Here is a 22,854-nt window from a genome sequence, read left to right as displayed (position 1 = left end):
ATCGGGCGCAGATCCACCACGCTGGACTAATTGCAGTGAACAAGGCTTAATGCTGCGCGGGGATGGCGGGTTTGCCGGGGGGCGACGTGAAATCACCGCAGCAAATCGCACATAACGATGATGTTCTTGATGCAGTCGTGATCGGGGCCGGCTGGGCCGGCCTGGGTGTCAGCTATTGTCTGGCACGACGAGGCCTGCGCCACAGCGTATTGGAGCGAGGCCGCATAGGAGAGACGTGGCGCACACAGCGATGGGATTCCTTTCGAATGAATACGCCCAACGTGCAGACTGTCATGCCAGGGGACAGCTATGACGGTCCGGATCCGTCCGGTGCCCTGACGCGGGATCAGTTCATCGCATTGCTTGAGGACTTCGCGACGCGCAATGCGCTCCCGATCGAACTGGACACTGCTGTGACCGAACTCTCGCGCACGCACGAGAACGGCGCGTATCGGCTGACCACCTCACGCGACACGCTTTTAGCGCGGAACGTGATCATCGCAAGTGGCAGCCTGAATTGTCCGGTGCGCCCGGTTTGGGCCGCTGCGTTGCCGTCCGACCTCCGCCAGATCGACGCTTCCGGCTATCGCAACGCTGCGGATCTGCCCGATGGAGCGGTGCTGGTGGTCGGAAGCGGCCAATCGGGTGTCCAGATCGCGGAAGAGTTGGCGGAAGCAGGCCGAACAGTCTTCCTTGCCACCAGTCGTGTCGGACGGCTCCCACGGCGCTACCGAGGCCGCGACATCATGATCTGGCTCCTCGAAAGCGGGTTTCTCGATGTGCGACGAGAGGAGGTCATTCGACTTGCGGGGCGCATCCCGCCTCGTGGCGTGCTGGGGTCGGTGCACACGATAAGCCTTCAAGCGCTCAGCGCCCGAGGTGTCGTGCTTCTTGGGCATTTCACCGGCGTCGAGAATGGCGGCCGCCTCTCGTTCGCCGACGATCTTGAAGCGAATGTTCGCTTTGCAGATGAGGCCTCAGACAACATCAGACGCCATATCGACGAATATATCAGCCGTGCTGGAATCGATGCACCTGTTTCGGAGCCCGACCCGGCGGAGACGGTCGCGATGCGTCAGCCGAAGCCGACGATCGGTTCGCTTGATCTCTCCCGGTCCGGCATAACGAGCGTGGTTTGGTGCACAGGCTTCAAGGGCGATTTCAGTTGGATGAATCTTCCCGGTGTGCTCGACGCCGCGGGACAGCCTCTTCACGACGACGGCGTGGCCGCCCTACCGGGTCTCTACTTCGCGGGGTTGGACTTCGCCTCCACCCGCAAGTCAGGCATCATACTGGCGATCGCCGAGGAGGCGCCTCGCCTTGTCGAACATATCTTAGGGCATTCGTGACAACCTTTGTGAAGCGGTCGCGGCGGAGTGTTTGGCAGGTGAGCTACCGAATTTCGCAATCACCATGCACCGTCAGTCGTTGTCGTCGACCGCAGGTGTCTCCTTGACGTCCGGATCAAGAAAGCTCTCGTCCTTTTCGCCGACGACAGGATGCTGCCAGGCGGCGACGAGCCATCCTTCATGCTTCTTCGAAACCTGGCGGAAGCGTAGTTGCTTGTCTGATTGATAGTAGGCGGCGAGCTTCTGATTGGCGCCTTCGTTGAAATCGTCTGGTGGGCCTTCACCATGACGAGCAGTCCTGGCCGACCGAGGACGTGCTGGGCTTCGCGGAGTAGCCGATGGGCGATGCCGTGTCCCCGCAAGGACGGGTTCACCCACAGTCGCTCGAGATACGCCACCGCGTCCAGCTCGTCCAAATCGGCATCTTTTTTCAGCGCTTTTGCAACGAGATTCCGGTCGTTCACGAGGATGCGATAGCCTATGGCGGCGTGTTGGCTCCGCTCGTCGAAGACATCGAAATACCCTTCGTCAGGTGTGCGAGAGCTGGTCCGGGGGTGTCATCGTCTTCAGGATATCGTCTCAGGATTATGTGGCGACGCTCACAAGTTCGACATGCCAATGATTTCAATGGTTTCCCCTTGGAGATTTTGGAATGTTCCGACCCTATTCGCAGCTGACTCTGACTGATCGACGCCGCCTCTTCCACTTCGGGACGTCGGAGGATTTCATGAACGATCCTGCGGTCATTGCCCGGCGGCGACAGGTGCTGTCGACGCCGGGGCATACCCCTGGCAGCCAGTCGCTGATGGTCCATCTTGCCAATACCGGCTACGTTATCCTGTCCGGTGATGTGGCTCATCTTGAGGGCAATTTCGAGCGGGACATTGGACCCGCGCTGAATGTCGACAAGCCCGAATTCATCTTCTCCATGGACCGGATCAAAGAGTTCATGCGCGAATTCAATGCGCAGCTCTTCATCAACCAGGACAAACATCAGGCCGACGGGCTCAAGCTTCTGCCGGACTACTGGGACTGAGCGGAAACCTGCGTTTTTGCCGAAAATCCAGGAGGAGGCGATGCCTGCCCTATGCAGAGCGACACCGGAAAGCGCCTCGGGAGTCGTCTCATCCGAAGAATTGATCGATCGGGGCAAGCAACTCGACGCGGCAATTGAAGCACTGAGGGTCAAAGTCAAAGCCCGGGGGGTCGACAATTGGCAGCTCCGACGGCACTCTGTTCGTTGAGCTATTCCATCACTCATCTTCACGAGCGCCGCACGCACCGGATTCGAGAATCCTGTCGACGAGATGGCGCCTCGCTCAACTCATTATGCCGCGGCGCGGCGGAGTGTGTACCGCGCAATCCTCATTCTCTCCGAAAGAAGTTAGCCTTAATTGACCTCTAGGCGCCGCCATCCAGGAAACAACAGTGGGCGAGCGCACCGATCGAACTTTGAGGCGCGAAAATGAAACTTGTGTTGGTCGCTGATCCCATGTGCTCATGGTGTTATGGGTTCTCGCACGAGCTCGAACGACTATTTCAACGTCATCCTAGCACTTCCATTCAACTGGTGCTTGGCGGGCTGCGGGCCGGAGCGACCGACGTGCTCGACGACGCAGGCAAGCAGTTCAGGCTGCGGCACTGGGAAAAGGTCGAGCAAGCCAGTGGCGCTCGCTTCAACCGGGATGGGCTGCTTGGAAGGGTTGGCTTCGTATACGACACGGAACCTGTCTGCCGTGCCGTCGTTACGGCCAGAATTCTCCGCCCTGACTTCGATCTTTTCAAGGTCTTTCGAGCCTACCAGCATGCCTTCTATGTCGAAGCAGCCGATACCACTGATCGGCTTGCGCTCGCTGAGATCGGTTCGCGCGCGCTCAGCACACTTCGGGATACTGTATCAGCAGATGAGTTCCTGAGGACGTGGAAGCTTCAGAGCACGATAGATAAAACGGTGGCGGACTTCGCAATCGCTCGGGCGATGGGCGTGACCAGTTTTCCCAATCTGTTCCTGAAAAAGAGTGAGCGGCTGTACCAAGTTTCAGACGGATATACTTCAGTTGAACAAATGGAAAATGTGCTGTCGCTCATCGCAGCCTGACCGTCATTTGTCAGAATCTCTTTTGTACGTTCGGGAGGGTAGCTGTTGTCAATCGCCCTCGACGCCGTCCATTGCGCTAGGGTGTTGCTCGTCCGAAGCTCTGGCATCAAGGATCAGAGTTGATACCTTAGTATAGTGTGCTTGGTGCAGGTTTGCGGTAAACTTAACCTGCCAATGGTGAGTACCACCCACGCGTTCAAGTCATTGGACGCGGGGGCGCTTCCCACCACGCGTGCTGCAAATACTTCGACAAGGTTTATCTGCGGACAATACGGCCAAAATTGGCGGGAAAATGAACTGGGGCGGTCTACAAAGTCATCAGACTATCCGATGGGCGGTCGCCTACGGCTTGTTTGGTGCGCCTCGCTCAGGAGCGTCGATTGCCTTCGCCTTGGCAGCAATCTCGATGACGGGGAGCCCCGCGAGTGGAGCAACGGCGCTCGCTGCCATGACGACCGCGCAACTTGTCGGAGCTTTGCCAATTGCCCGGTTGGGGCGGGGTGCGAACTCGATCGCATTCTTCAAGGCTTTAATTTATATTCGGACGGTAGCCCTGTTCGCTTGCGCTGCTGCATGTGGAGTGGGTGCGCCGTACGCGGTTTTCGTCGCTGCGGCAGTGGCGGCTGGGCTAGTGCAAGGTGCCGCCTTCGGCTATCTGCGTAATAGCGCAAACTATCTTGTTGTACAGTCTCAGATGACGAGGGCCCTTGCATTGGCAGCTTTTGCGTCGGACCTCACCTTTCTCGTCACCCCGATTTTGGCAGCCAGTCTTGGGTCGGTGTCGGCATCATTCTCGATCGCTGCAATCGCGATGCTCGGAGCGGTGCCCGCAATGATCTTGCCGTCCGCAAAATGCAATATAGAGCCGGAAGGGTTGGAAACCCGAACCAGATCGCTTACGCCTGAAGTCCTTCTCTGGCTAGGATGCGCCTGTGCCAGTTCCGCCGCGATCAGCGGCATCGAAGTTGGCGCGGTGTCGCTTGCGATGAGCTTCGACCTGCAAGCAGGGTACGCCGCGATATTCAACGGAGCCCTGTGTGCGGCGTCGCTCGTCGGCTCCATAGGAAACGGCCTGTTCAATAAAGCCTATTCGAAGCAGCAGGTCGCGGCGATGTTCCTCTCGATCATCAGCGGCATCGCGCTGATACTTCAGAATTCCTTTGGTTTATCGATACTCGGCTGCGTGCTTGTCGGGTTATGCGCCCCCTCGCTCGGCATCCACTACTCATTGCAGCTCAACAGACTGGTGACGCCAGAGATGAGGGCTGAGGTTTTCTCCGTGCTGAAAATTTCGACTTCATTGGGAACTATCCTCGCCTCGGCGACGCTCGGCTGGACTTCTGTCTCGGTTGCTCTGACCGCTTCGATATGGATGCTGGCTTGCGCGCTGGCCGCAATTCTCTGGAAAGACTTCCCTGGGCGACGTTTGACTGAGACGCGCCTCAGCGGCGGCGCCGGACTAGCGACGGCCCCTGCCCTGACCGTGCGGCGACGAAGTGAACGGAACGACCGTTGATGTCAATGCCACTTGACGAGGACGCAATCACGTATGGGTCCAACGACGGCCTAGCGATCTTGAACAGCCTGCCCGGCCTGGTCTGGACAACAGACGAAACAGGCGTCCTTTGCTATGCGAACTCGCGCTTCACAGACTTCACTGGCCTGATGGTTGATCAGGGTGGCTCGCGGCAGTGGGCGAGCTTTCTGCATCCGGATGATCATCTCCTCGTCGTTCCGGAGCAGATGGGGGGAGTTCAACTCTTCGCCGCCCGTTTGCGGCGGCGGGATGGACAATTCGAATGGTTCAATCTTTCTGCTTCACCAATGAAAGGGCTCGGAGGGGAGGTCTGTTGGCTTGCGACAGAACTCCTTGAGAGGATCGACAACCAAAATGGCAACGCCGATCGCGACTTTTTGAATTTCCTGGATTCCTTGTCCCTCCAAGCGCTTCTACTGACGCCTTCCCTAGAGCTTGAGTTCGCAAATCAGGCAGCATGCCAATGGTACGGCTTGTCACAAAGCGCCGAGGTGCAAGACAGATCAGCCCACTTCAATCTGAGCAATCTGAAAGAGATCGCCTTTCATTTGCAGGCTGGGCAGGACCCAAATGAACCAGCTGTCGTGTCGTATCAAGGGCTTTCTGCGGGCGGAACGCTACGCTGGCTGGAGGCACAGGTGGTACAAATTCGGACGCAGAACGGAGAGTTGGCGGGCTATTGCGTCCTTCAGACCGATGTTCAGGACAGCCGGGATTTCTCCCACCTGCTCGGGCAGGAAATGAAGATACTCGAAATGGTCGCGCGAGGCGAATCGTCGGCAAGTGTTCTTCAACGGCTCTGCGATCTCGTCGAAGATCTGATTCCGGACCTCGTTTGTGCGTTTCTCGAGCTCTCGCTTGACCGCACGCTCTTCCGCATGGGCGCGGCTACCAGGCTGGCGAGCGCGTTCTGGGAGGTCTTCGACGGCAGGAGCGTGATTTCAGAGAAGAATCCGTGCTCCACGGCCGCTCTGACAAAAAGGACTGTCGAGATCGCAAATCTGGCCGAAAGCGACCAGCGTGACGCGTCGATTGGCGAGATCATGTTGGCCAACGGCCTAAATTACTGCCAGGCTATTCCCATTCTGTCCCCATATGGCAACACGGCAGGGATATTTACAATCCTACGTCATCAGAAAAGAAACCTCGAACCTCGCGAGCAGCAAGTAGTCGATCGAGCCAAGCACATCGCAGCTATCTCCATAGACCGGACTCGTCACGAGGAGGCTCTTCTGAAGCGAGAGACGCAGGTCGAGCGGAGCCAGGCGCAACTCGTTGCCGCTCAACGGATTAGTTCAACCGGTAGCTTTACATCTGATATCCAGCGGGATGAAAACATCTGGTCTGAGGAATTCTATCGAATATTCGACCTCGACCCTGAACTCAAGCCAAGCATCGATGCGGTCAGGGAAAGGGTTCATCCAGAAGACCTAAATCTCTTTGACTTCGAGATGAGGAGAGGGTTTGCTGGCGAGGATGCCGATTTCGTCTTCCGGATCATCAGGACAGACGGGACCCTCAGGTTCATTCGAGGACTTGCGAGGGTTACAAATTACATCGGCGATCACCCTGTGTTCATGGGAACGGTACAGGATATAACCGAGTCAAGACAAGCGGAAGATGCACTCCGACGCGGCGAGGAAGCACTTGCAAAAGCGCGAGAAGAACTCGCGTATGTATCCCGCGTGATGACAATAAGTGCCCTGACGACGTCTATAGCGCACGAGGTGAGCCAACCACTTTCAGGAATTCTCGCTAACGCCAATGCGTGTGTCCGTCTGTTGGCGCTTGATCCACCGAACATCGCGTCCGCAACAGACACTGCCCGGCGGACGATCCGAGACACCAAGCGTGCGACCGAGGTTATCAAGCGACTTCGGGCTATGTTCAATCGACAGTCTCCAGCCATGGAGCAGATCGATCTCAATGAGATAGCTCGCGAGGTCATTGCATTGTCGGCGCGAGACATGCGTGAGAAATTTATCGTCCTGGAGGCCAGGTTGGCGCCAGAGTTGCCACCTGTCACAGGCGATCGCATTCAGCTTCAACAGGTCATTCTCAATATGGTCTTGAACGGGATTGAAGCCATGGCGGAGACCGAGGAACGGCCTCGCCGTCTGCTAGTACGAACTGCACTGGTGAGCGAGGATATGCTCACGTTGTCCATCTCGGATGCGGGCGTCGGGATCGCCCCTGACGCTACGGACAAGATGTTCGAACCGTTCTTCACGACCAAGCGCAACGGGATGGGCATAGGCCTCTCCATCAGCCGCTCGATAGTCGAAAATCATGGCGGCCGAATGTGGGCGATGTCGAACGACGGACCAGGCGCGACCTTTGCCTTCTCTCTTCCTAGACTTGGCAAGCAGACGACTGACCGATCGGCGACGTGAAGCGCGCGTCAGATGGCCGATACCTAAGTCTGGTTTGCAATGGCTCGAAGATAGCTATTCTCTGATCATCGCCTCCTCCTAAGGCGATACGCTGATGCAGCGACAGCGCTCCCGCGTCCTCCCCTCCGCCGGAGCACGCGGATCCTCCCGGTCCGCTGAAGGCCGTCTCCACCCGCCCGGAGGCGGCCTTCCTTCGGGCTCAGGTTACCCTGGGACAGCGGGCGATACCATTGTGCAATAGGATCAAGGCTTAGGCGCGGCTAGGTGGTTGCCTAGCAGCGACGAGAGGTGATCCATATGAGCAAGCAAATCGAACTTGGCTTTCCCGCTCCGGGCTTCATGCGGGCGATATTCAAAAATCCCCCGATCAACCTCGTCGATCCCGACACCATTCTTGAGCTTTCCGCTCTGATCGAAAAACTCGAAACCAATCCGGAAATCAAGGTCATCGTGTTCGAAAGCGCTGATCCGGACTTCTTCCTCGCCCACTACGATGTGCTCGTAGACAAGGCCCTAACAGCTGCAATGACCGAGGGGCCGACAGGCATCCATCCCTGGCTCGACGTCCTGGTGCGCCTCTCCAGAGCTCCTGTCGTGTCGATAGCATCGATCCGCGGCCGGGCTCGTGGCGCGGGTAGCGAGTTCGCCTTGTCGTGCGACATTCGCTTTGCAAGCGCTGAGAAGGCAGTCCTCGGACAATTCGAGGTCGGCGTCGGCGCGGTGCCAGGCGGAAACCCGATGGCGAGGCTAGCGGGGCTGATCGGACGCGGTCGCGCAATCGAAGTGGTGCTCGGCGCCGATGACCTTCCGGGGGCGTTGGCCGAACGTTACGGGTACGTGAACCGAGCCATTCCTGATACGGATCTCGACGCATTTGTCGATCGCTTCGCCCGGAGGATCGCCGGATTCGACAAAGAAGCGCTTACCGACGCTAAGCGCTTCATCGACGAAGCCTCCCTTCCCGGCGACGACCTCTTTCCACCCGCTCTCGATCAGTTCTTCATCTCGACCAGACGCCCGACAACTGGAGCTCGGATGGCGAAGCTTTTGGAAGCGGGACTGCAGAAGCGCACCGACATCGAGTTGAAACTTGGCCAGTACGTCGCATCGACCGGAGTTGGCAACCTGCCGAGCGAGGCTGCCGCACGAGAGTGGTGACGACGAGGCCAACCGTTACATTGGATCGCATCGCGGTGGGGCGCCTGAGGTCAGTAAGGCCGGGCGAAGCAGGTCGCCATCGCACCTGTTCAGAACGAGGGAGCCAACGATGACGAGAAGACGTCCAGATGGAATTGAGCAATACGATCACCCGGCCGGAGGTGGGACGCCCAGAAGGCGGTCGCGAAGTCTCTCGCGCATCGGCAGATTGTTGCTCAGGGAACCGCTTCTGAAGGCAAGCCAACACGAGGGATTTGACTGCCCAGGATGCGCTTGGCCGGATCCGAAGCACACTTCATCCTCGAGTTCTGCGAGAACGGCGCCAAAGCCATCACTTGGGAGTCCACCGCCAAGCGGACGGACGCCGATTTCTTCAGCGCGCATACAGTCTCGGAGCTGTGGGAGTGGTCCGATCATCAACTCGAAGATGCTGGCGGACTGACACTGCCACTGCGCTACAATTCCGAGACTGATCACTATGAGCCGATTGCATGGGAGCATGCGTTTGCGCTGTCGGCGGCCGGACTTAACGAGCTCGACAATCCCGACAGAGCGGAATTCTATACGTCAGGACGAGCCTACAACGAGGCCGCGTTTCTGTACCAGCTCTTCGTGCCTGCATACGGGACGAGCAACTTTCCGGACTTGCTCTATATATGCCACGAGGCCACCAGCATCGGCTTGCCCAAATCCATAGGAGTGGGAAAAGCCACCGCAACTCTCGAAGATTTCGGCCACGCGGACGCGATCTTCAGCTTCGGACACAACCCCGGCACCAATCACCCCCGCATGATGTCCACCCTCCACGAAGCGGCACGCCGCGGCGTTCCAATCATCGTGTTTAATCCTCTGAAAGAGCGCGCGCTCGAACGCTTCGCCGCGCCGCAAGACCCGGTTGAGATGGTGACGCTTTCCTCCACCCGCATCGCGTCTGCGTATCAACAGGTACGGGTGGGCGGCGATCTCGCGGCACTCAAAGGCATTATGAAGGCCGTGTTCGGGCTTGATGCTGCAAGTCTAGATCGTGGAGAGCGGGGCGTGTTGGACCGCGCCTTCATATCTGAGCACACTACGGGCATCGACGCCCTGCTGGCTGATATCGAATAGACCACCTGGGTGGAATCGCGTCCGCAAGCGGTTTATCACAAGCTGCTATCGAGAGCCTCGCTGAGGTTTACGCGCGCGCGAAGAACGTCATCGTTTGCTATAGCATGGGCGTCACCCAGAACGCTCGCGGTACGTCAAATGTTCAGCAAATCGCCAATTTGCTCACGCTTGGTGGAAATATCTGCCGCCAAGGCGCCGGAATTGCTCCGATCCGCGGTCACTCCAACGTCCAGGGCGACCGGACTGTCGGCATCACCGCAAGGCACTCGTTGAAGGCATGAAACGTGGCGATGTCGGATCATAGGGCTACCTTTGCCGGAATGCGAAAACTCGATCTTGCTGTCCACATCGCAACAAAGCTGAATCGCTCCCACCTCCTAGTCGCGAGGACATCCCTTATCCTGCCCTGCCTTGTTCGAACGGATCGCGACACTCAAGCGTCGGGTCCGCAAGCGGTCACTGTCCAGGATTCCAGGTCTATGGTCCACGCATCCCGGGAGTTCCTGAAGCCGCCTGGCGACATGGTCAGATCCGAACCAGCGAGCTGGAATCGCGAAGGCTACGCTTGGTGATCGTCAAGGAATCGACTGGGACGGCCTTGTTTGAGACGACGATCGCATCCGCGACAAGATCGACGGCCTTCCCCGATTTCTTCGACTTCAATGAACGGATTCGCAAACCGGGTGGTTTCCGGTTGGACGTAGCTGCCTCCTTCCGTCGCTGGAACACCGTCAGCGGCAAGGCTACATTCCTGTCGCGCCCGGAATCCGCGAAGATCCGTCGCTGGCAGCGAAACAAGCGCTCGTCCTGACGACGATCCGCAGCCGCGATCAATACAACACCACCGTCTATGGCCTTGATGATCGCCACCGAGGAGTGGCCGACGCGACGTCCTCTTCATGAACCGGGAGGACTTAGCTAATCGTGGGCTCGCGGACGGAGACCAAATCGAAATCTGCGGGCTTCTGGGCGATGAAGAGTCGCACTCGACCAGCGGCCTTACTGCCGTGGCGTATGACATCCCAAGTGGCTCTATCGCAGGCTATTACCCGGAAATGTCGCTATCTCATTTCGATCCGCAATCGGGCACACCCTCATATAAGGGGGTATCTGTCCCGGTGACACGAGCCGCCGGAGTCCCTATAACATTCGGCGGAGCAACGCCCGGGGATGTCGAACGTGCTGCAAGCGAGGCCTGGGCGGCTTTCCAGCATTATCGCGCGACCGGCAGCTTTCCTCGAGACAATTGCGGAAGAGGTCGAGAGCATTGGCGACGTCCTTATCGTCAGAGCGATGCTGGTCTGCCGCGTGGAAGGCTGGAAGGTGAGCGAGCGCGTACTCTCGTCCAGCTTCGACTGCTCGCCAAGGAAGTTCGCGACGGGCGCTTCCAGGAGCTGCGTTTCGATGGCGCGGATCCGTCTCGCAAACCGATGCCGAAATCAGATCTTCGGTTGCGAAACGTCCGACTTGGCCCGGTGGCCGTATTCGGTGCCTCCAACTTTCCCCTCGCCTTCTCCGTCGCCGGCGGCGACACGACCTCCGCTCTCGCCGCTGGTTGCCCAGTTATCGTGAAGGCTCACTCGGCGCATCCGGGAACTTCCGAACTCGTCGGTCGGGCGGTGCAACGCGCCGTGGCCCGCGCGAACCTGCATCCCGGCACATTCTCCCTGCTTTTCGATACCGGATTCGAGGCTGGGCAGAAGTTGGTCGCAGACCCGCGAATTCGCGCAGTCGGCTTCACCGGATCCCGCCGAGGCGGAACTGCTCTCATGGAGATAGCCTCGCGTCGGAAACATCCGATCCCGGTCTACGCCGAGATGAGTAGCATCAATCCAGTCATTCTCTTTCCAGATGCCTTGAAAAACCCCGCGCGTGAAATCGCCTCGGCATTCGTTGCCTCTCTTGTCCTTGGAGCTGGTCAGTTCTGCACGAACCCTGGCTTGCTTCTGGCCGTCGATGGGGCAGACCTCGATACGTTCACCCAAACTGCTGCGGAGTTGCTTCCCGAGATCAGCGCGCGGCCGATGCTGACACCGTCGATTGCGAAGGCCTATTGTGATGGAGTGGCAAAGCTTGAACGGCACCCGGAAGTCCGGTCCATCGCTTCGGGGGAGCCCGGATCGGCGTACGAAGGTGCGGCCGCACTCTTCGAGACCTCGGTGGAAGCCTTCCTTGCCCACCACGAACTGCAGGACGAAGTTTTCGGCGCCGCTGGGCTGATCGTGCGCTGCAGGAATTTGGCTCAGCTGAATGAAGTCGTGGATGCGTTGGAAGGACAGCTTACCGTGGCGCTTCACATCGATGACGGCGACAAGAACGTAATAAGTTCCCTCATTCCGAAGCTTGAATTGCTTGCAGGAAGACTGCTCGTGAACGGGTTCGGCACGGGTGTGGAGGTCTCTCCTGCGATAGTCCACGGCGGCCCCTACCCGGCGATATCCGACGGAAGATCGACTTCTGTCGGCACGCTTGCGATCTACAGGTTTCTGAGACCAGTCTCGTATCAGGACTTCCCTGCCGCACTGCTTCCCGCCGCCCTGCGGTAAGCCGCTATCCCGTGGGTGGCCTGATCAAAATCAATTGGCCACCCCAATTCCGCCTTTCATAAAGCCGCCATCTGAGCTCCTCCTCGGTGCTCAGGCCGTCCTGATACAGAGTGACCAAGTACCTGGCCGCCTCCTCGGCGACGTGTCCTTGCCTATCGCATCGCTGCTGAGCGCAGTATTCCCTCAGCAAACTGCGCATCATCGCGATTTCTTCCGCGCCAAGCGGCCGCCCTATCGAAGAGCTTTCGTGCATTCGCGCCCCCGACCGCTCTTACGCTGGGTCGATCGATCTGCACCGTGGTGCACAGGTCTCGCGGACATTCCGGATCGAGTTGCTGGCGCCTGTCGAGGAGGGGACCCAAACCCGTGCGACCTGCGTTGGCTGCCTCATGGACACCAGCGCGGCAATCAAGGCGGCGATGGCCACCAGGATAACGAAGCCCGGAAAGGCGGACCCCTGAGGGCGGTATTGCGACATAATCATCTCCTTTCGGCCGTTTGAACGCCGTCATGGAGAACGAGTATGTCGAATGCCGTCTTGAGCGGGATTGAACATAGGTATCGCCGATACTTTGGTATCACCGACACCTTCGTTTAGTAGCGGCAAGCGGTTCATCTCTCCAAAGTCCTATCGACTTCGTGCTTGGACGCCCGGACGTTGGAGGAATCCCAGGCCATATCGAGGAGAATACAATCATGAGCACCACCGAGCCTGCCATCCTGAGCCGCCGCTCATTTAGTGGCGCTGCTCTTGGCTTGAGCGCTACGGGAATCCTCGGCGCCATCGTAGGCACTGCACGCGCCGATCAGACCAGCGCCCCGAAACCGACCGCACTTCCTCTCGCCGCCAGCGAAGCGGTCGATGCTGGCGACCTCAAGGTAGCCTACTCAGCGCTCGGGCCACAGGACGGATCACCTGTGATCCTGCTTCATGGCTGGCCGTACGACATCAACAGTTTCTCCGGAGTCGCCCCAATCCTAGCTGCGCAAGGCCACCGGGTGATCGTTCCGTTCCTGCGCGGATATGGGAACACGAGGTTCCTCTCTAAGGGGACCAAACGCAACGGTCAGCAGTCCGCGCTCGCCGTCGATACGATCAAGTTGATGGACGCCCTCAAAATCGATCGCGCCACCATCGCCGGGTTCGATTGGGGAGCTCGTACTGCTGACATCGTGGCCGCGCTGTGGCCCGAACGTTGCAAGGGACTGGTTTCGGTCAGCGGGTATCTTATCGGAAGCCAGGTCGCCGGAAAGGTTCCCCTGCCCCCGGCAGCCGAGCTGCAATGGTGGTACCAGTACTATTTCGCAACTGAACGCGGACGCGAAGGGTACGCGAAGTACACGAACGATTTCGCCAAGCTGATATGGAAGCTCGCCTCTCCTCAGTGGAACTTCGACGACGCCACTTTCGACCAGACGGCGGCAGCCTTCGCAAATCCGGACCATGTCGAAATCGTCGCCCATAACTATCGATGGCGCCTCGGGCTGACTTCGGGAGAAAAGCGGTTCAACAAATACGAGGCGAAGCTCGCGACGGGACCGGAAATCTCCGTCCCCACGATCACCATGGAAGGCGATGCCAACGGCGCGCCGCATCCCGATCCGAAAGTCTACGCTGGCAAGTTCAACGGGAAATATGAACATCGCCTGATCTCCGGAGGCATCGGTCACAATCTTCCCCAGGAGGCACCCGCTGCCTTTGCCCAGGCGGTAATCGACGTGGATGCGTGGTCCTAGCTGGAGAAGTGGACGCTGCGATGATCGATCTTGCCCACGAATGCCCATCGCGCATCCTCGACAGTTTCGTTGTCGGGGGGGGCACTGGGTGAGAGCTTCCGGATCCGAACGGAAGAAGATTGTCAGTCCGGCCGGTCGCGCGACGATGGCCGAGGCGCCGATAGCAACTGCAGACGAGATCGATCTGGCAATCGCATCCGCGGCAAACGCCTTCGAGCATAGGCCATGGCCAAGGACACACCCAAGCGAGCGCGCAGCGATGATCACAGGTTCGCCGAAGCACTCGAAGGATGCATGTCCCTTTTCGCGAAGCTTTGGACTGGGCAGGTCTGCGCCCCCGTCGCTCTGGCAAGTCGGCTGGCACCGCTCGCTTTAGCGCGGTTGCGGTACCTGGCGGGCCTCGCCCTCACGTTCGAGTTCGAAAAGCAGCGCAACTCGACGCTAGGAACTGCGCGGATCCTTTCCGAGCCAGTTGGCCCTGCAGCAATCATAATCCCTTGGAATGCGGCCTTTCCTATCTTGATGACCAAGCTGAGTGCTGCCTTGGCCGCAGGATGCACGTGTGTCATCAAGCCTTCCCCTGAAAGCTCGCTGGACGCATATCTGGTCGCTCAGTGCGCAATGGAAGCGGGCATTCCGCCGGCGTCATGAATGTCGTTCTCGCCGATGCGGAAGGAAGCGCGCGCTTGGTTGCGGATCCGCGCATGGTCAAGGTGAGCTTCACAGGCAGCGTCGGAACAGGAAACCGAATTGCCGACGTGGTCGCGCCGAGAATGGGGCGGCTCACCGTGGAAATGGGCGGGAAGTCGGCGGCCATCATACTCGCAGACGCAGACTTGAAGCAGGCCATGCGGACGCTTGAACGCTTTACGATGCCCTTCTCCGGACAGTTCTGCTTAGCGCAGACGCGCATACCGGTGCCCAGATCCCGCGAGACCGAAGTCGTCGAAGCCTACGCCTCAAGACTGTCGACGCTCAAGATCGGCAACCCGTGGGAGGCGGACACTGATGTTGGTTCGCTCCTGAACACCGCACAGTTTGAAGAGGCGGTTGCTTACATATCGCAAGGACTAAAGGACGGCGCCGAGATCGTGACAGGCGGAATTCCGGACAAGATGCTGTCTTCCGGGAACTACGTCGAACCGACTGTCTTCCGCAACGTGCCGAGAGAAATGTCGATCGCGAGGAAGGAGATCTTCGGACCTGTGGTCACCGTTCAGACTTTTGAGGGCATCGACGAGGCTATCGCGATTGCGAACGACACGGACTTTGGATTGAGCGGCTCCATATTCGGAAATCCGGTAACGGCTCTCGAAATCGCCCGAAAGAATCGGACGGGCCAGGTGCACATCAATGGAATGTAGCTTGCACCGTCCGCCTCTTTCGGAGGTTTCAAAGAGTCAGGGATTGGCCGCGAGGTGGGCCTGTGCGGATTGAACTAAGCCGCTAGTCGCGGCAATTGGTGGCCTCTTTGAGAGATGTCTCCTGTCTGAGAGGATTTGGGTGTTGCAAACCCACCCTTCAGACAGGAGATCCAGATGGCCGAGATGAGCCCTCTGCGTCGCCGGATGATCGAGGACATGACGGTCCGCAATCTTTCTCCGGCCACGCAGCAATCCTATCTTTATGCAGTCGCAAAGTTTAGCCGCCATTTCGGCCGATCACCGGCTCGGCTCGGCCTGGACGAGGTCCACGCCTTCCAGGTTCACCTTGTGTCGACGGGCATCTCCTGGTCCGGATTGAACCAGATCGTCTGCGCCCTCCGGTTCCTCTATGGCGTGACGCTCGGCCAGAATACGATCCCGGAGCATATTCCGTATGCGCGCGAGCCACGCCAGTTGCCGGTTGTTCTTTCGAGCGACGAGGTGGTCGACTTTCTGCAAGCCGTCTCCAGCTTGAAGGCGCGGGTGGCTCTGACAACGGCTTATGCCGCCGGCCTGAGGGTTTCGGAGGTCTGTGGTCTTCGCGCCAACGATATCGACAGCTCAAGGATGGTGATCCACATCACGCGTGGCAAAGGCGGCAAAGCCCGCTACGTCATGCTGTCGCCGGAACTGCTCGGGATCCTGCGCAGCTATTGGCGGTTGGCGCGGCCCAAGGACATTGTGTTTCCTGGGCGCGATCCAGACAAGCCGATCGCGCCGTCGGTGCTGCATTCCGCCTGCCGTTCGGCGGTTGCGGCGGCGGGTCTTTCCAAGCACGTCACCGTCCATACGTTGCGGCATTCCTTTGCCACTCACCTGCTCGAGAACGGGACCGATATCCGCATCATCCAGGTCCTGCTCGGTCACGCCCACCTCTCCACGACAGCGCGCTATACGCAGGTCTCTACCGACACGATCCGGTCGACGGCCAGTCCGCTCGATCGGTTACGACTGGAGGTGACACCGCCGGAATCGTGATCGGTTGCGTCCCACCTTCGAAGTCGCCGACATCTTTCGGCGACATGGGAGCTCCTACAGACGTGAGAACGCCGGTCATCTTGGCCGCGGCGAACGACGCGTCATGGGCGCGATCGAAGCCTGCCGGACGCCGAGGCTCGGCGGTCACGTCGATGCCTGCGACGATTGCGGCAGGACCCGCATCTCCTATAATTCCTGCCGCAATCGCCATTGCCCGAAGTGCGAAGGCGCGGCCCGCAAGGAGTGGGTCGCTGCACGCGTCGCCGATCTGTTGCCGGTCCCGTACTTTCATGTGGTCTTCACGCTCCCACCGGGCATCGCCGAGATCGCTTTCCACAACAAGGCGGTCGTCTATGCATTGCTGATGCGCATCGTGGCCCAGACGCTGCAGACCGTTGCCGCCGATCCCAAGCGGCTGGGCGCCGAGATCGGCATCGTCGCCGTGCTTCACACCTGGGGCCAGGCCATGACCCATCATCCCCATGTTCATTGCGTCGTGCCCGGCGGCGGTCTCTCGCCCGACAGAGCTAGGTGGGTGGCATGCCGGCCGGGCTTCTTTCTGCCCGTGCGCGTACTGTCGCGGCTGTTTCGGCGGCTCTTTCTGACGGCCCTTGCTAGAGCCTTCGCTCACGGTGAACTCCGCTTCTCCAACGAACTCAGCCATCTCAACGATGACGAGGCGTTCACCCGCCATCTCGCGCGTGCGCGCCGCGTCGAATGGGTCGTCTATTCGAAGCCACCGTTCGGCGGCCCCGACCAGGTGCTCGCCTATCTCGACCGCTACACCCATCGTGTTGCCATCGCCAACAGCCGCATCGTCGAGGTCGATGATGACCACGTTGCCTTCCGATGGAAGGATTACCGTGGCAAGGGTCGCGACCGCGAGAAGATCATGCGCCTTGACCCGCACGAGTTCATCCGGCGTTTTCTTCTACACGTGCTCCCGGACGGCTTCCACCGCATGCGCCACTTCGGCTTTCTCGCCAATAGCCACCGACGGGATCGTATCGGCCTCTGCAGGCAGATCCTCGATCAACCATCATCAGCAGGGGAGCGGTCGCAGGCAGGCAAATCACAGCCCGGGCAATCCTACGAATGCCCTGACTGCCGGCGTCCCATGCGTAGGACAGGAATCACTGTTGCGCCTGTTTCGCCGCCCCGGCCATCATCTTTCTGGTGCGATACATCATGAACTCCGACAATCCGCACCCCCTCCCATATGCCCACAAAACCAAGCGCCGCGCCGGCGCGCGATACCGCGTGGCCCTGGCCACACCGAAAGACCGACAGTGTGCATTGAGAGCGCAAAAATCGCTTCCTATCGTCCGGCAAGCTGCTCGCGAAGGTCGCCAGATCACCACAAAAATCGGCGGTGCGATTGCCGTCCACGACGAATCCGCTATCGGCATCAAGCGGCGTGCTTTACTATTCCCATAACGGCGCCAAACAACCCGCGCCTTACTTCAATCCGGCTTATGTGAGGTCGCTCGAGCTCGCCGCGACGACGGATGCGACCTCACATAACCCTCCAGATTCCGATCTGAAGCCGGCCACCATTCCGATCAAAATCCGGCCATCGTTCCGATTTGAAGCCGGCCACGATTCCAATCAAAGACCGGCCGGTTTCCGGCTCTGAAGATACCCCTTGGGTCAGCAACTTTGGCCTCAAGCCTCCCGGTACACGAGGAGAGTTTGATGCCAGCGAAGAGAAGGCTGACCATGCGACAATTACGACAGATGCTCCGGCTTGCCGGAAGCGGGACAAGCAGCCGAGAGATTGCGGTGATCCTCGGCGTTGCCCGCAGCACCGTCCAGGATAACCTGAAGCGGGCTGCGATGGCAGGGTTGAGCTGGCCATTGCCGGGAGAGCTGACAGACGATGCTCTTGAGTCTCGGCTTTTCGCCCGCGCCGGCGTCAAGCAGGGCCAACGGCGACGTCACGAGCCGAACTGGGCACAGCTCTCTATCGAATTGAAGAAGCCCGGCGTGACACTGCTGATCCTGTGGGAGGAATATCGCAGCGTCCATCCCGATGGTTATGGCTATAGCCGTTTCTGCGAGCTGTTCCGCGGGTTCGAGCAGCGCCTTTCGCCGACGATGCGCCAGGAGCATGCGGCCGGCGACAAGGTCTTCGTCGACTATTCCGGTAAGAGGGTGCCGATCGTCGATCGCAAGACTGGCGAAGTCCGCGAGGCGGAGCTGTTCCTTGGCGTGCTCGGCGCATCGAGCTACACCTTCGCCGAGGTGACCTGGACCCAGACCTTACCGGACTGGGTCGGCTCACATGTGCGCATGTTCGCCTTCTTCGGCGGTGTGCCCCGCCTGGTCGTGCCCGACAATCTGAAGTCCGGCGTCAGCCGCGCCAGCTTCTACGATCCCGAGATCAACCGCAGTTACGGCATGATGGCGTCCCACTATGGTGTCGGCGTTCTGCCGGCCACCGCGACGCGTTTGCCGCGATGGAAGATCTCGATCATTCGCGCGGTCGCCCGGATATCGACCTGCTGACGAATGAGCGCGTGCGGGACGGAATAGAAGAAGCTCCTGAACTCGGCATGGTAATCCGTCGAGAACCGCCGATACGCCGAATGGACGCCGGAGCAAGGTCGAGAACGGCATGCGCTTCGCCCAGAGTTGCCTTCTCGGCCGCTTGCGCAAACAGACGTTCTTCTCGCTCGCCGAGGCCAATGCCGCAATCGCCGACGTGCTGGAGCGCATCAACAATCATGTCATGCGCCGGTTGGGTGTCAGCCGCCGCCATCTCTTCGAGACGGTCGAACGCGCGGCGCTCGCAAGCTTGCCCGCCGAGGAGTACGAGTTCGCCGAATGGCGCTTTGCGCGGGTAGGGAGCTCGGCATGTGCGCGGGGTCTGTTCCATAGCGCGGCCCGCCATAGCGGCGCTGATGGAGCTTCCGGCGCTGGGGCGCGTCCATCGGTCCGCAGACCGAAGGGCTGATCGTCGCCATTCTCGCCAGCCGGCCACATCCCGAGCAAGGCTTCAGAACATGCCTCGGCATCCTGCGCCTCTATCGCGACCTCGGCCGCGAGCGCGCCGAGGTCGTTTCGGCACGGGCCGTCGAGATCGGCGGCCTGACCTGCAAGACGATTGCCTCGCTCATCGCAACCCACAAGGCCCCCAGACATTCCACCGAACCCGCCGCCGTCATGGAACACGCCAATCTGCGTGGCCCCGGCTACTTCCATTGAGGAGACACCTGATAATGCTGACCAATCCCACCATCGACATGCTGCGCGAACTCGGCCTGACAGGCATGGCCAGCGCCTATCAGGAGCTCGAGGCGCAGCCGGAAGCCAGACACCTCGAGCATGGCGAATGGCTCGCTCTGCTGCTCGAACGCGAGGCGACCACGCGCCGCCAGAAGCGCTTCGAGGCAAGGGCTCGCGCCGCGAGGCTGCGCCATGATGCCCAGATCGAGAACATCGACTTCCGCGCCGCCCGCGGCCTCGATCGCAATCTCGTCCTGAAGCTCGCCAACTGCGACTGGATCAGGCAACACCATAGCCTCTTGCTGATCGGACCCGCCGGCGTCGGCAAGAGCTGGCTGGCCTGCGCGCTCGGACACAAGGCATGCCGCGAGGACTTCTCCGTCGCCTATCATCGCCTGCCCAGGCTGTTCGCCACCCTTGCGCTGGCGCGCGGCGACGGCCGATATCCCAAGGTCCTCAAGGCGCTCGCCAGAACCGACCTGCTCATCCTTGATGATGTGGACGGCCTCACCTCAGCGGCATCATAGTGCCATGACGTGGTCGCCGGAGCGCCACAGAAGGGAGACCGCCCATGCAGCAGTTTATCAGAATTGGTGTTGATCTTGCTAAGAACTATTTCCAGATCCATGCACTGGCGAGTGAGGATGGATCTTCCATCGTAAGGCGCAAGCTAACGCGAACGAAGATGAGAGAGTTCTTTTCGCGGATCGAGCCTTGCCTCGTGGGCATGGAAGCCTGCGGCTCTGCGCACTATTGGGCGCGCGAACTCAAGGCAATGGGCCATGAAGCGGTCCTGATGCCCCCGGCTTACACCAAGCCCTATGTGAAGCGTGGCAAGAACGATGCTGTCGATGCAGAGGCAATTTGCGAGGCATTATCGCGGCCGGGGATGCGTTTTGTTCCAGTCAAAAGCCCGCAGCAGCAAGCGACACTGGCCGTGCACAGAACGCGCGATCTCTTGGTCAAGCAACGGACGATGAGCGTCAATGCCCTGCGAAGCCACCTAGCGGAGTTTGGCATCATCTCTGCAAAGGGCATTGGCAGGGTCGACGACTTGGTGGATAAAGCTGAACACGATGTAACCCTCCCGAGCGCCGCAAGGGTGGTGGTAAAAACGCTGGCGCAGCAGATCCGAGAGATCGACATCTCTGTCGATCGGCTAGAGAGGGAAATAGCCGAAGCCCATTCGTCAAGTGACATGAGCCAATTGCTCGCGGAAATACCCGGCGTCGGCAAGCTGACCGCTACGGTGATCGATGCCAGCATGCCCAATGCAGACGTGTTCAGATCGGGACGTGATTTCGCCGCTTGGCTCGGACTTACACCGCGCCAAAACTCAAGTGGGGGAAAGCAGTCCCTCGGAGCCATTACTAAACAAGGTAACCGGTACATCAGGAAACTCCTGGTGCTAGCGGCGACATCTCTCCTGAATGTTTTAGGCAGACGGAAAGGTGCTTTGCGCGATTGGATTGTGGGACTCCTTGCCAAGAAGCCGGCGAGGCTCGTGACGGTAGCGCTCGCAAACAAGCTTGCTCGGATCATCTGGGCGGTCAAGAAAACGGGCGAAAGTTTCCGCTCGGAGAAATTCGCGAAAGCATAAGCCGCCGTCGAAGCAGTGGGACTTTAGTTTGGTAAGCGCATAAGACGTAATGAATGACAACGGTTGTTACCGAAGACCAGGGGAACCCCGACCAGTCGTCTGAGCTATAGAGCTCGCATCTTTGATGTGGCCCCAGGTTGTCGGATATCATTATGGCCAGCGGAAATCTATTCCGCACCAGAAGGCCGGACATACGATCGCCGTAACCAACGTCATTCACACGTCTAAAAGGCTTGCCATAAACGGCCGTCCACATACGACGACTGGGGTCCGGAGAAGCTCAACGACGAGCAGCGGCGCGATCTCCTGGAGATCGTCGAGGACCGCTACGAGAAGCGATCCACCATCGTCACCAGCCAGGTGCCCGTCGATCACTGGTATGACATGATCGGCAATCCTACGATCGCCGATGCAATCCTCGACCGCCTTGTCCACAACGCCTACCGCATCGAACTGCACGGCGAGAGCTTGCGAAAGCAGCGTCAAACACCATCCGCCGCTTGACCGCGCGACAATCACGCGCCATGCAAAACAACGACCCAGGGGAGCATCAACTGGCCGGCTTCAGATCGGAATGGTGGCCGGAATGAAATCGGAATAGGTGGCCGGCTTCGTTTCGGAATCAGCGGCCGACTTCACCGGAATACGCAGGCCTGAGGGGCTCGCCGCATTTCTCGAGACCAAGCCTGTCCTTTTCCCCTCCTAGGGCAAGCGCAGGAAATCCGCAGGTAGCGGCAGATAGCGCCTACGCCTCCTTGTTGTCGTTCAGTCCCAGAATGGCCGCAGCCTGTAGCGCCGCCGGATCGTTCGTCTTGGCGCGCAGATATCCGAGGAGGGAGGAAAAGTCGGTGTCGCACATGCTTGCGAGCATCAGAATTCCAGCCGAATTCATTTCGTCGAGGTCGACGGCGCCGTCATGTCGATCGTGGGGCGGCCGTTGTCATCGAGTGCCACGCCTGGCCTGAGAATCTGATCGAAGTTATTGAGCTCGTCTCCCGCGTCAACTTGCTGTCCCCATCCCTATCGAATTTCGCGAAAGCCTTGTTCAGCATCTGGGAAAGCGGCGAGGCGTCGGCAGCGACGGTCACCAAAATCTCCCGTCAGCAATGATATTCAGCAAAATTTGGCACGCTTCGCGCCGCGGCGAAAATATCGTCCGTCTATCTTGTGGGCTTACCGCACACGCGCAAGTGAGCGGCGATCTACACCGCCGCTGTCGCTGCCTATTAGCCAAAAATCATGCGCTGGTAGTCGCGAAGCATATCAGCGTCCTCAACCGAGCCATGGTGATGGAGCTGCCGCCAGGAGCCATCGTGTCTGACGAACCACCGCGTCGTTCGAAACGCGATCTTCAGCTCCTTGTCCGTGGTCACGCAGTTGCCACGCTCCCTACCGACAAACAGATGCCAATCGGATCCTTCCTGACTGGTGAAGTCATGAAAGGTCACATGGACCTTTGCAGGCCCATTGAAGAGCTTCGAATAGCCATCCTCGATCGCAGTCCAGCCCCGACGGATGCCGCCGATCGGGTTGTCCATGCTTGGCGCCTCGCCTGCCAGCCAGACGGCTTCCAAGCCGGGAAGATCGCCGGCGTTGAAGGCCCGGTAGAATTCGATCAGGACATCGAGCGGGCCGCCGTCTCCGGACTTAAGCTCGACGCCTTCAACTTCCGAAAGTTGGGTCTTCATGACAGGCCTCG

16 protein-coding genes and 6 pseudogenes are annotated in these 22,854 nt (G+C 59.4%); 18 read left to right on the top strand and 4 right to left on the bottom strand.

The features are described from left to right. Nucleotides 1–62 precede the first annotated feature (62 nt). The gene (locus tag OVA00_RS37160) at nt 63–1,349 is read left to right on the top strand and encodes a flavin-containing monooxygenase (RefSeq protein WP_268090911.1); all 1,287 of its coding nucleotides are present in this window, start codon (nt 63–65) and stop codon (nt 1,347–1,349) included. Nucleotides 1,350–1,408: 59 nt separating this feature from the next. On the opposite strand, the gene OVA00_RS37155 is transcribed toward OVA00_RS37160, so the two are convergent. Beyond that, nucleotides 1,409–1,723 (bottom strand): hypothetical protein, encoded by a 315-nt coding sequence (locus OVA00_RS37155; RefSeq protein ID WP_442780606.1) that lies wholly within the window; start codon nt 1,721–1,723, stop codon nt 1,409–1,411. Between the two features lie 353 nt (nt 1,724–2,076). On the opposite strand from OVA00_RS37155, the gene OVA00_RS37150 reads away from it, so the two are divergent. The 13 genes and pseudogenes from OVA00_RS37150 to istA form a co-directional block, all read left to right on the top strand. After that, nucleotides 2,077–2,385, top strand: coding sequence for a hypothetical protein (locus OVA00_RS37150; RefSeq protein WP_268090909.1), 309 nt, complete (start codon nt 2,077–2,079; stop codon nt 2,383–2,385). A 429-nt stretch (nt 2,386–2,814) separates the two neighbouring features. Beyond that, complete coding sequence (locus tag OVA00_RS37145) at nt 2,815–3,447, top strand: DsbA family protein (RefSeq protein ID WP_268090908.1); 633 nt, start codon at nt 2,815–2,817, stop codon at nt 3,445–3,447. A gap of 232 nt (nt 3,448–3,679) precedes the next feature. Beyond that, nucleotides 3,680–4,963 carry an MFS transporter gene (locus OVA00_RS37140; RefSeq protein ID WP_268090907.1) on the top strand — a complete coding sequence of 428 codons (1,284 nt, stop codon included), beginning with the start codon at nt 3,680–3,682 and terminating at the stop codon, nt 4,961–4,963. A 59-nt stretch (nt 4,964–5,022) separates the two neighbouring features. Continuing rightward, a complete protein-coding gene (locus OVA00_RS37135; protein WP_268090906.1) occupies nt 5,023–7,377 on the top strand; it encodes an ATP-binding protein in 2,355 nt (784 codons plus the stop codon). Between the two features lie 297 nt (nt 7,378–7,674). Beyond that, nucleotides 7,675–8,535: an enoyl-CoA hydratase/isomerase family protein gene (locus OVA00_RS37130; protein ID WP_268090904.1), complete on the top strand. Its 861-nt coding sequence runs from the start codon at nt 7,675–7,677 to the stop codon at nt 8,533–8,535. 109 nt (nt 8,536–8,644) lie between these two features. Further along, a pseudogene (locus tag OVA00_RS40215) lies at nt 8,645–10,832 on the top strand (molybdopterin-dependent oxidoreductase); the annotation flags it as partial. A gap of 105 nt (nt 10,833–10,937) precedes the next feature. After that, nucleotides 10,938–12,188 (top strand): annotated as a pseudogene (locus tag OVA00_RS40210) (aldehyde dehydrogenase (NADP(+))); the annotation flags it as partial. A gap of 696 nt (nt 12,189–12,884) precedes the next feature. Beyond that, complete coding sequence (locus tag OVA00_RS37120; protein WP_268090903.1) at nt 12,885–13,925, top strand: alpha/beta fold hydrolase; 1,041 nt, start codon at nt 12,885–12,887, stop codon at nt 13,923–13,925. Beyond that, nucleotides 13,912–15,289, top strand: a pseudogene (locus OVA00_RS40205) (aldehyde dehydrogenase family protein). Before OVA00_RS37120 ends, OVA00_RS40205 begins: the two are co-directional and overlap by 14 nt. A 174-nt stretch (nt 15,290–15,463) precedes the next feature. Further along, nucleotides 15,464–16,327 carry a tyrosine-type recombinase/integrase gene (locus tag OVA00_RS37105; protein WP_268088550.1) on the top strand — a complete coding sequence of 288 codons (864 nt, stop codon included), beginning with the start codon at nt 15,464–15,466 and terminating at the stop codon, nt 16,325–16,327. A 4-nt stretch (nt 16,328–16,331) separates the two neighbouring features. Further along, nucleotides 16,332–17,519, top strand: a complete 1,188-nt coding sequence (locus OVA00_RS37100; protein WP_268090900.1) for an IS91 family transposase — start codon at nt 16,332–16,334, stop codon at nt 17,517–17,519. A gap of 225 nt (nt 17,520–17,744) precedes the next feature. Next, nucleotides 17,745–17,963: a hypothetical protein gene (locus OVA00_RS37095; RefSeq protein ID WP_268090898.1), complete on the top strand. Its 219-nt coding sequence runs from the start codon at nt 17,745–17,747 to the stop codon at nt 17,961–17,963. A 59-nt stretch (nt 17,964–18,022) separates the two neighbouring features. Continuing rightward, a pseudogene (gene istA / locus OVA00_RS37090) lies at nt 18,023–18,787 on the top strand (IS21 family transposase); the annotation flags it as partial. Here istA and OVA00_RS40200 read toward each other — a convergent pair. Continuing rightward, nucleotides 18,742–19,023 carry a Mu transposase domain-containing protein gene (locus OVA00_RS40200; RefSeq protein ID WP_442780594.1) on the bottom strand — a complete coding sequence of 94 codons (282 nt, stop codon included), beginning with the start codon at nt 19,021–19,023 and terminating at the stop codon, nt 18,742–18,744. The pseudogene istA and the gene OVA00_RS40200 sit on opposite strands and share 46 nt — an antisense overlap. On the opposite strand from OVA00_RS40200, the gene OVA00_RS37085 reads away from it, so the two are divergent. The 4 genes and pseudogenes from OVA00_RS37085 to OVA00_RS37070 all read left to right on the top strand — a co-directional run. Further along, nucleotides 18,945–19,283: a hypothetical protein gene (locus OVA00_RS37085; protein ID WP_268091182.1), complete on the top strand. Its 339-nt coding sequence runs from the start codon at nt 18,945–18,947 to the stop codon at nt 19,281–19,283. The two genes, OVA00_RS40200 and OVA00_RS37085, sit on opposite strands and share 79 nt — an antisense overlap. Nucleotides 19,284–19,548: 265 nt before the next feature. Further along, a pseudogene (locus OVA00_RS37080) lies at nt 19,549–20,052 on the top strand (ATP-binding protein); the annotation flags it as partial. Between the two features lie 74 nt (nt 20,053–20,126). Beyond that, complete coding sequence (locus OVA00_RS37075; protein ID WP_029742515.1) at nt 20,127–21,155, top strand: IS110 family transposase; 1,029 nt, start codon at nt 20,127–20,129, stop codon at nt 21,153–21,155. Between the two features lie 258 nt (nt 21,156–21,413). Beyond that, nucleotides 21,414–21,659 (top strand): annotated as a pseudogene (locus tag OVA00_RS37070) (ATP-binding protein); the annotation flags it as partial. Between the two features lie 241 nt (nt 21,660–21,900). Here the strand turns inward: OVA00_RS37070 and OVA00_RS37065 are convergent. Beyond that, on the bottom strand, nt 21,901–22,026 hold the full coding sequence (locus tag OVA00_RS37065) for a hypothetical protein (protein ID WP_268090897.1): 126 nt from the start codon (nt 22,024–22,026) through the stop codon (nt 21,901–21,903). A 355-nt stretch (nt 22,027–22,381) separates the two neighbouring features. After that, complete coding sequence (locus tag OVA00_RS37060) at nt 22,382–22,843, bottom strand: YybH family protein (RefSeq protein WP_268090895.1); 462 nt, start codon at nt 22,841–22,843, stop codon at nt 22,382–22,384. Nucleotides 22,844–22,854: the final 11 nt, after the last annotated feature.

Source organism: Ensifer sp. SL37 (genome assembly GCF_026672675.1).
GTDB lineage: Bacteria > Pseudomonadota > Alphaproteobacteria > Rhizobiales > Rhizobiaceae > Ensifer > Ensifer adhaerens.
This window is presented reverse-complemented; position numbering and strand designations above follow the sequence as displayed.

Coding starts and splice junctions, on each gene's coding strand:
- OVA00_RS37105 (WP_268088550.1), top strand. CDS start 15,464: ATGGCCGAGATGAGCCCTCTGCGTCGCCGGATGATCGAGGACATGACG.
- OVA00_RS37065 (WP_268090897.1), bottom strand. CDS start 22,026: ATGCTCGCAAGCATGTGCGACACCGACTTTTCCTCCCTCCTCGGATAT.
- OVA00_RS37075 (WP_029742515.1), top strand. CDS start 20,127: ATGCAGCAGTTTATCAGAATTGGTGTTGATCTTGCTAAGAACTATTTC.
- OVA00_RS37060 (WP_268090895.1), bottom strand. CDS start 22,843: ATGAAGACCCAACTTTCGGAAGTTGAAGGCGTCGAGCTTAAGTCCGGA.
- OVA00_RS37145 (WP_268090908.1), top strand. CDS start 2,815: ATGAAACTTGTGTTGGTCGCTGATCCCATGTGCTCATGGTGTTATGGG.
- OVA00_RS37130 (WP_268090904.1), top strand. CDS start 7,675: ATGAGCAAGCAAATCGAACTTGGCTTTCCCGCTCCGGGCTTCATGCGG.
- OVA00_RS37160 (WP_268090911.1), top strand. CDS start 63: ATGGCGGGTTTGCCGGGGGGCGACGTGAAATCACCGCAGCAAATCGCA.
- OVA00_RS37120 (WP_268090903.1), top strand. CDS start 12,885: ATGAGCACCACCGAGCCTGCCATCCTGAGCCGCCGCTCATTTAGTGGC.
- OVA00_RS37150 (WP_268090909.1), top strand. CDS start 2,077: ATGAACGATCCTGCGGTCATTGCCCGGCGGCGACAGGTGCTGTCGACG.
- OVA00_RS37085 (WP_268091182.1), top strand. CDS start 18,945: ATGCGCTTCGCCCAGAGTTGCCTTCTCGGCCGCTTGCGCAAACAGACG.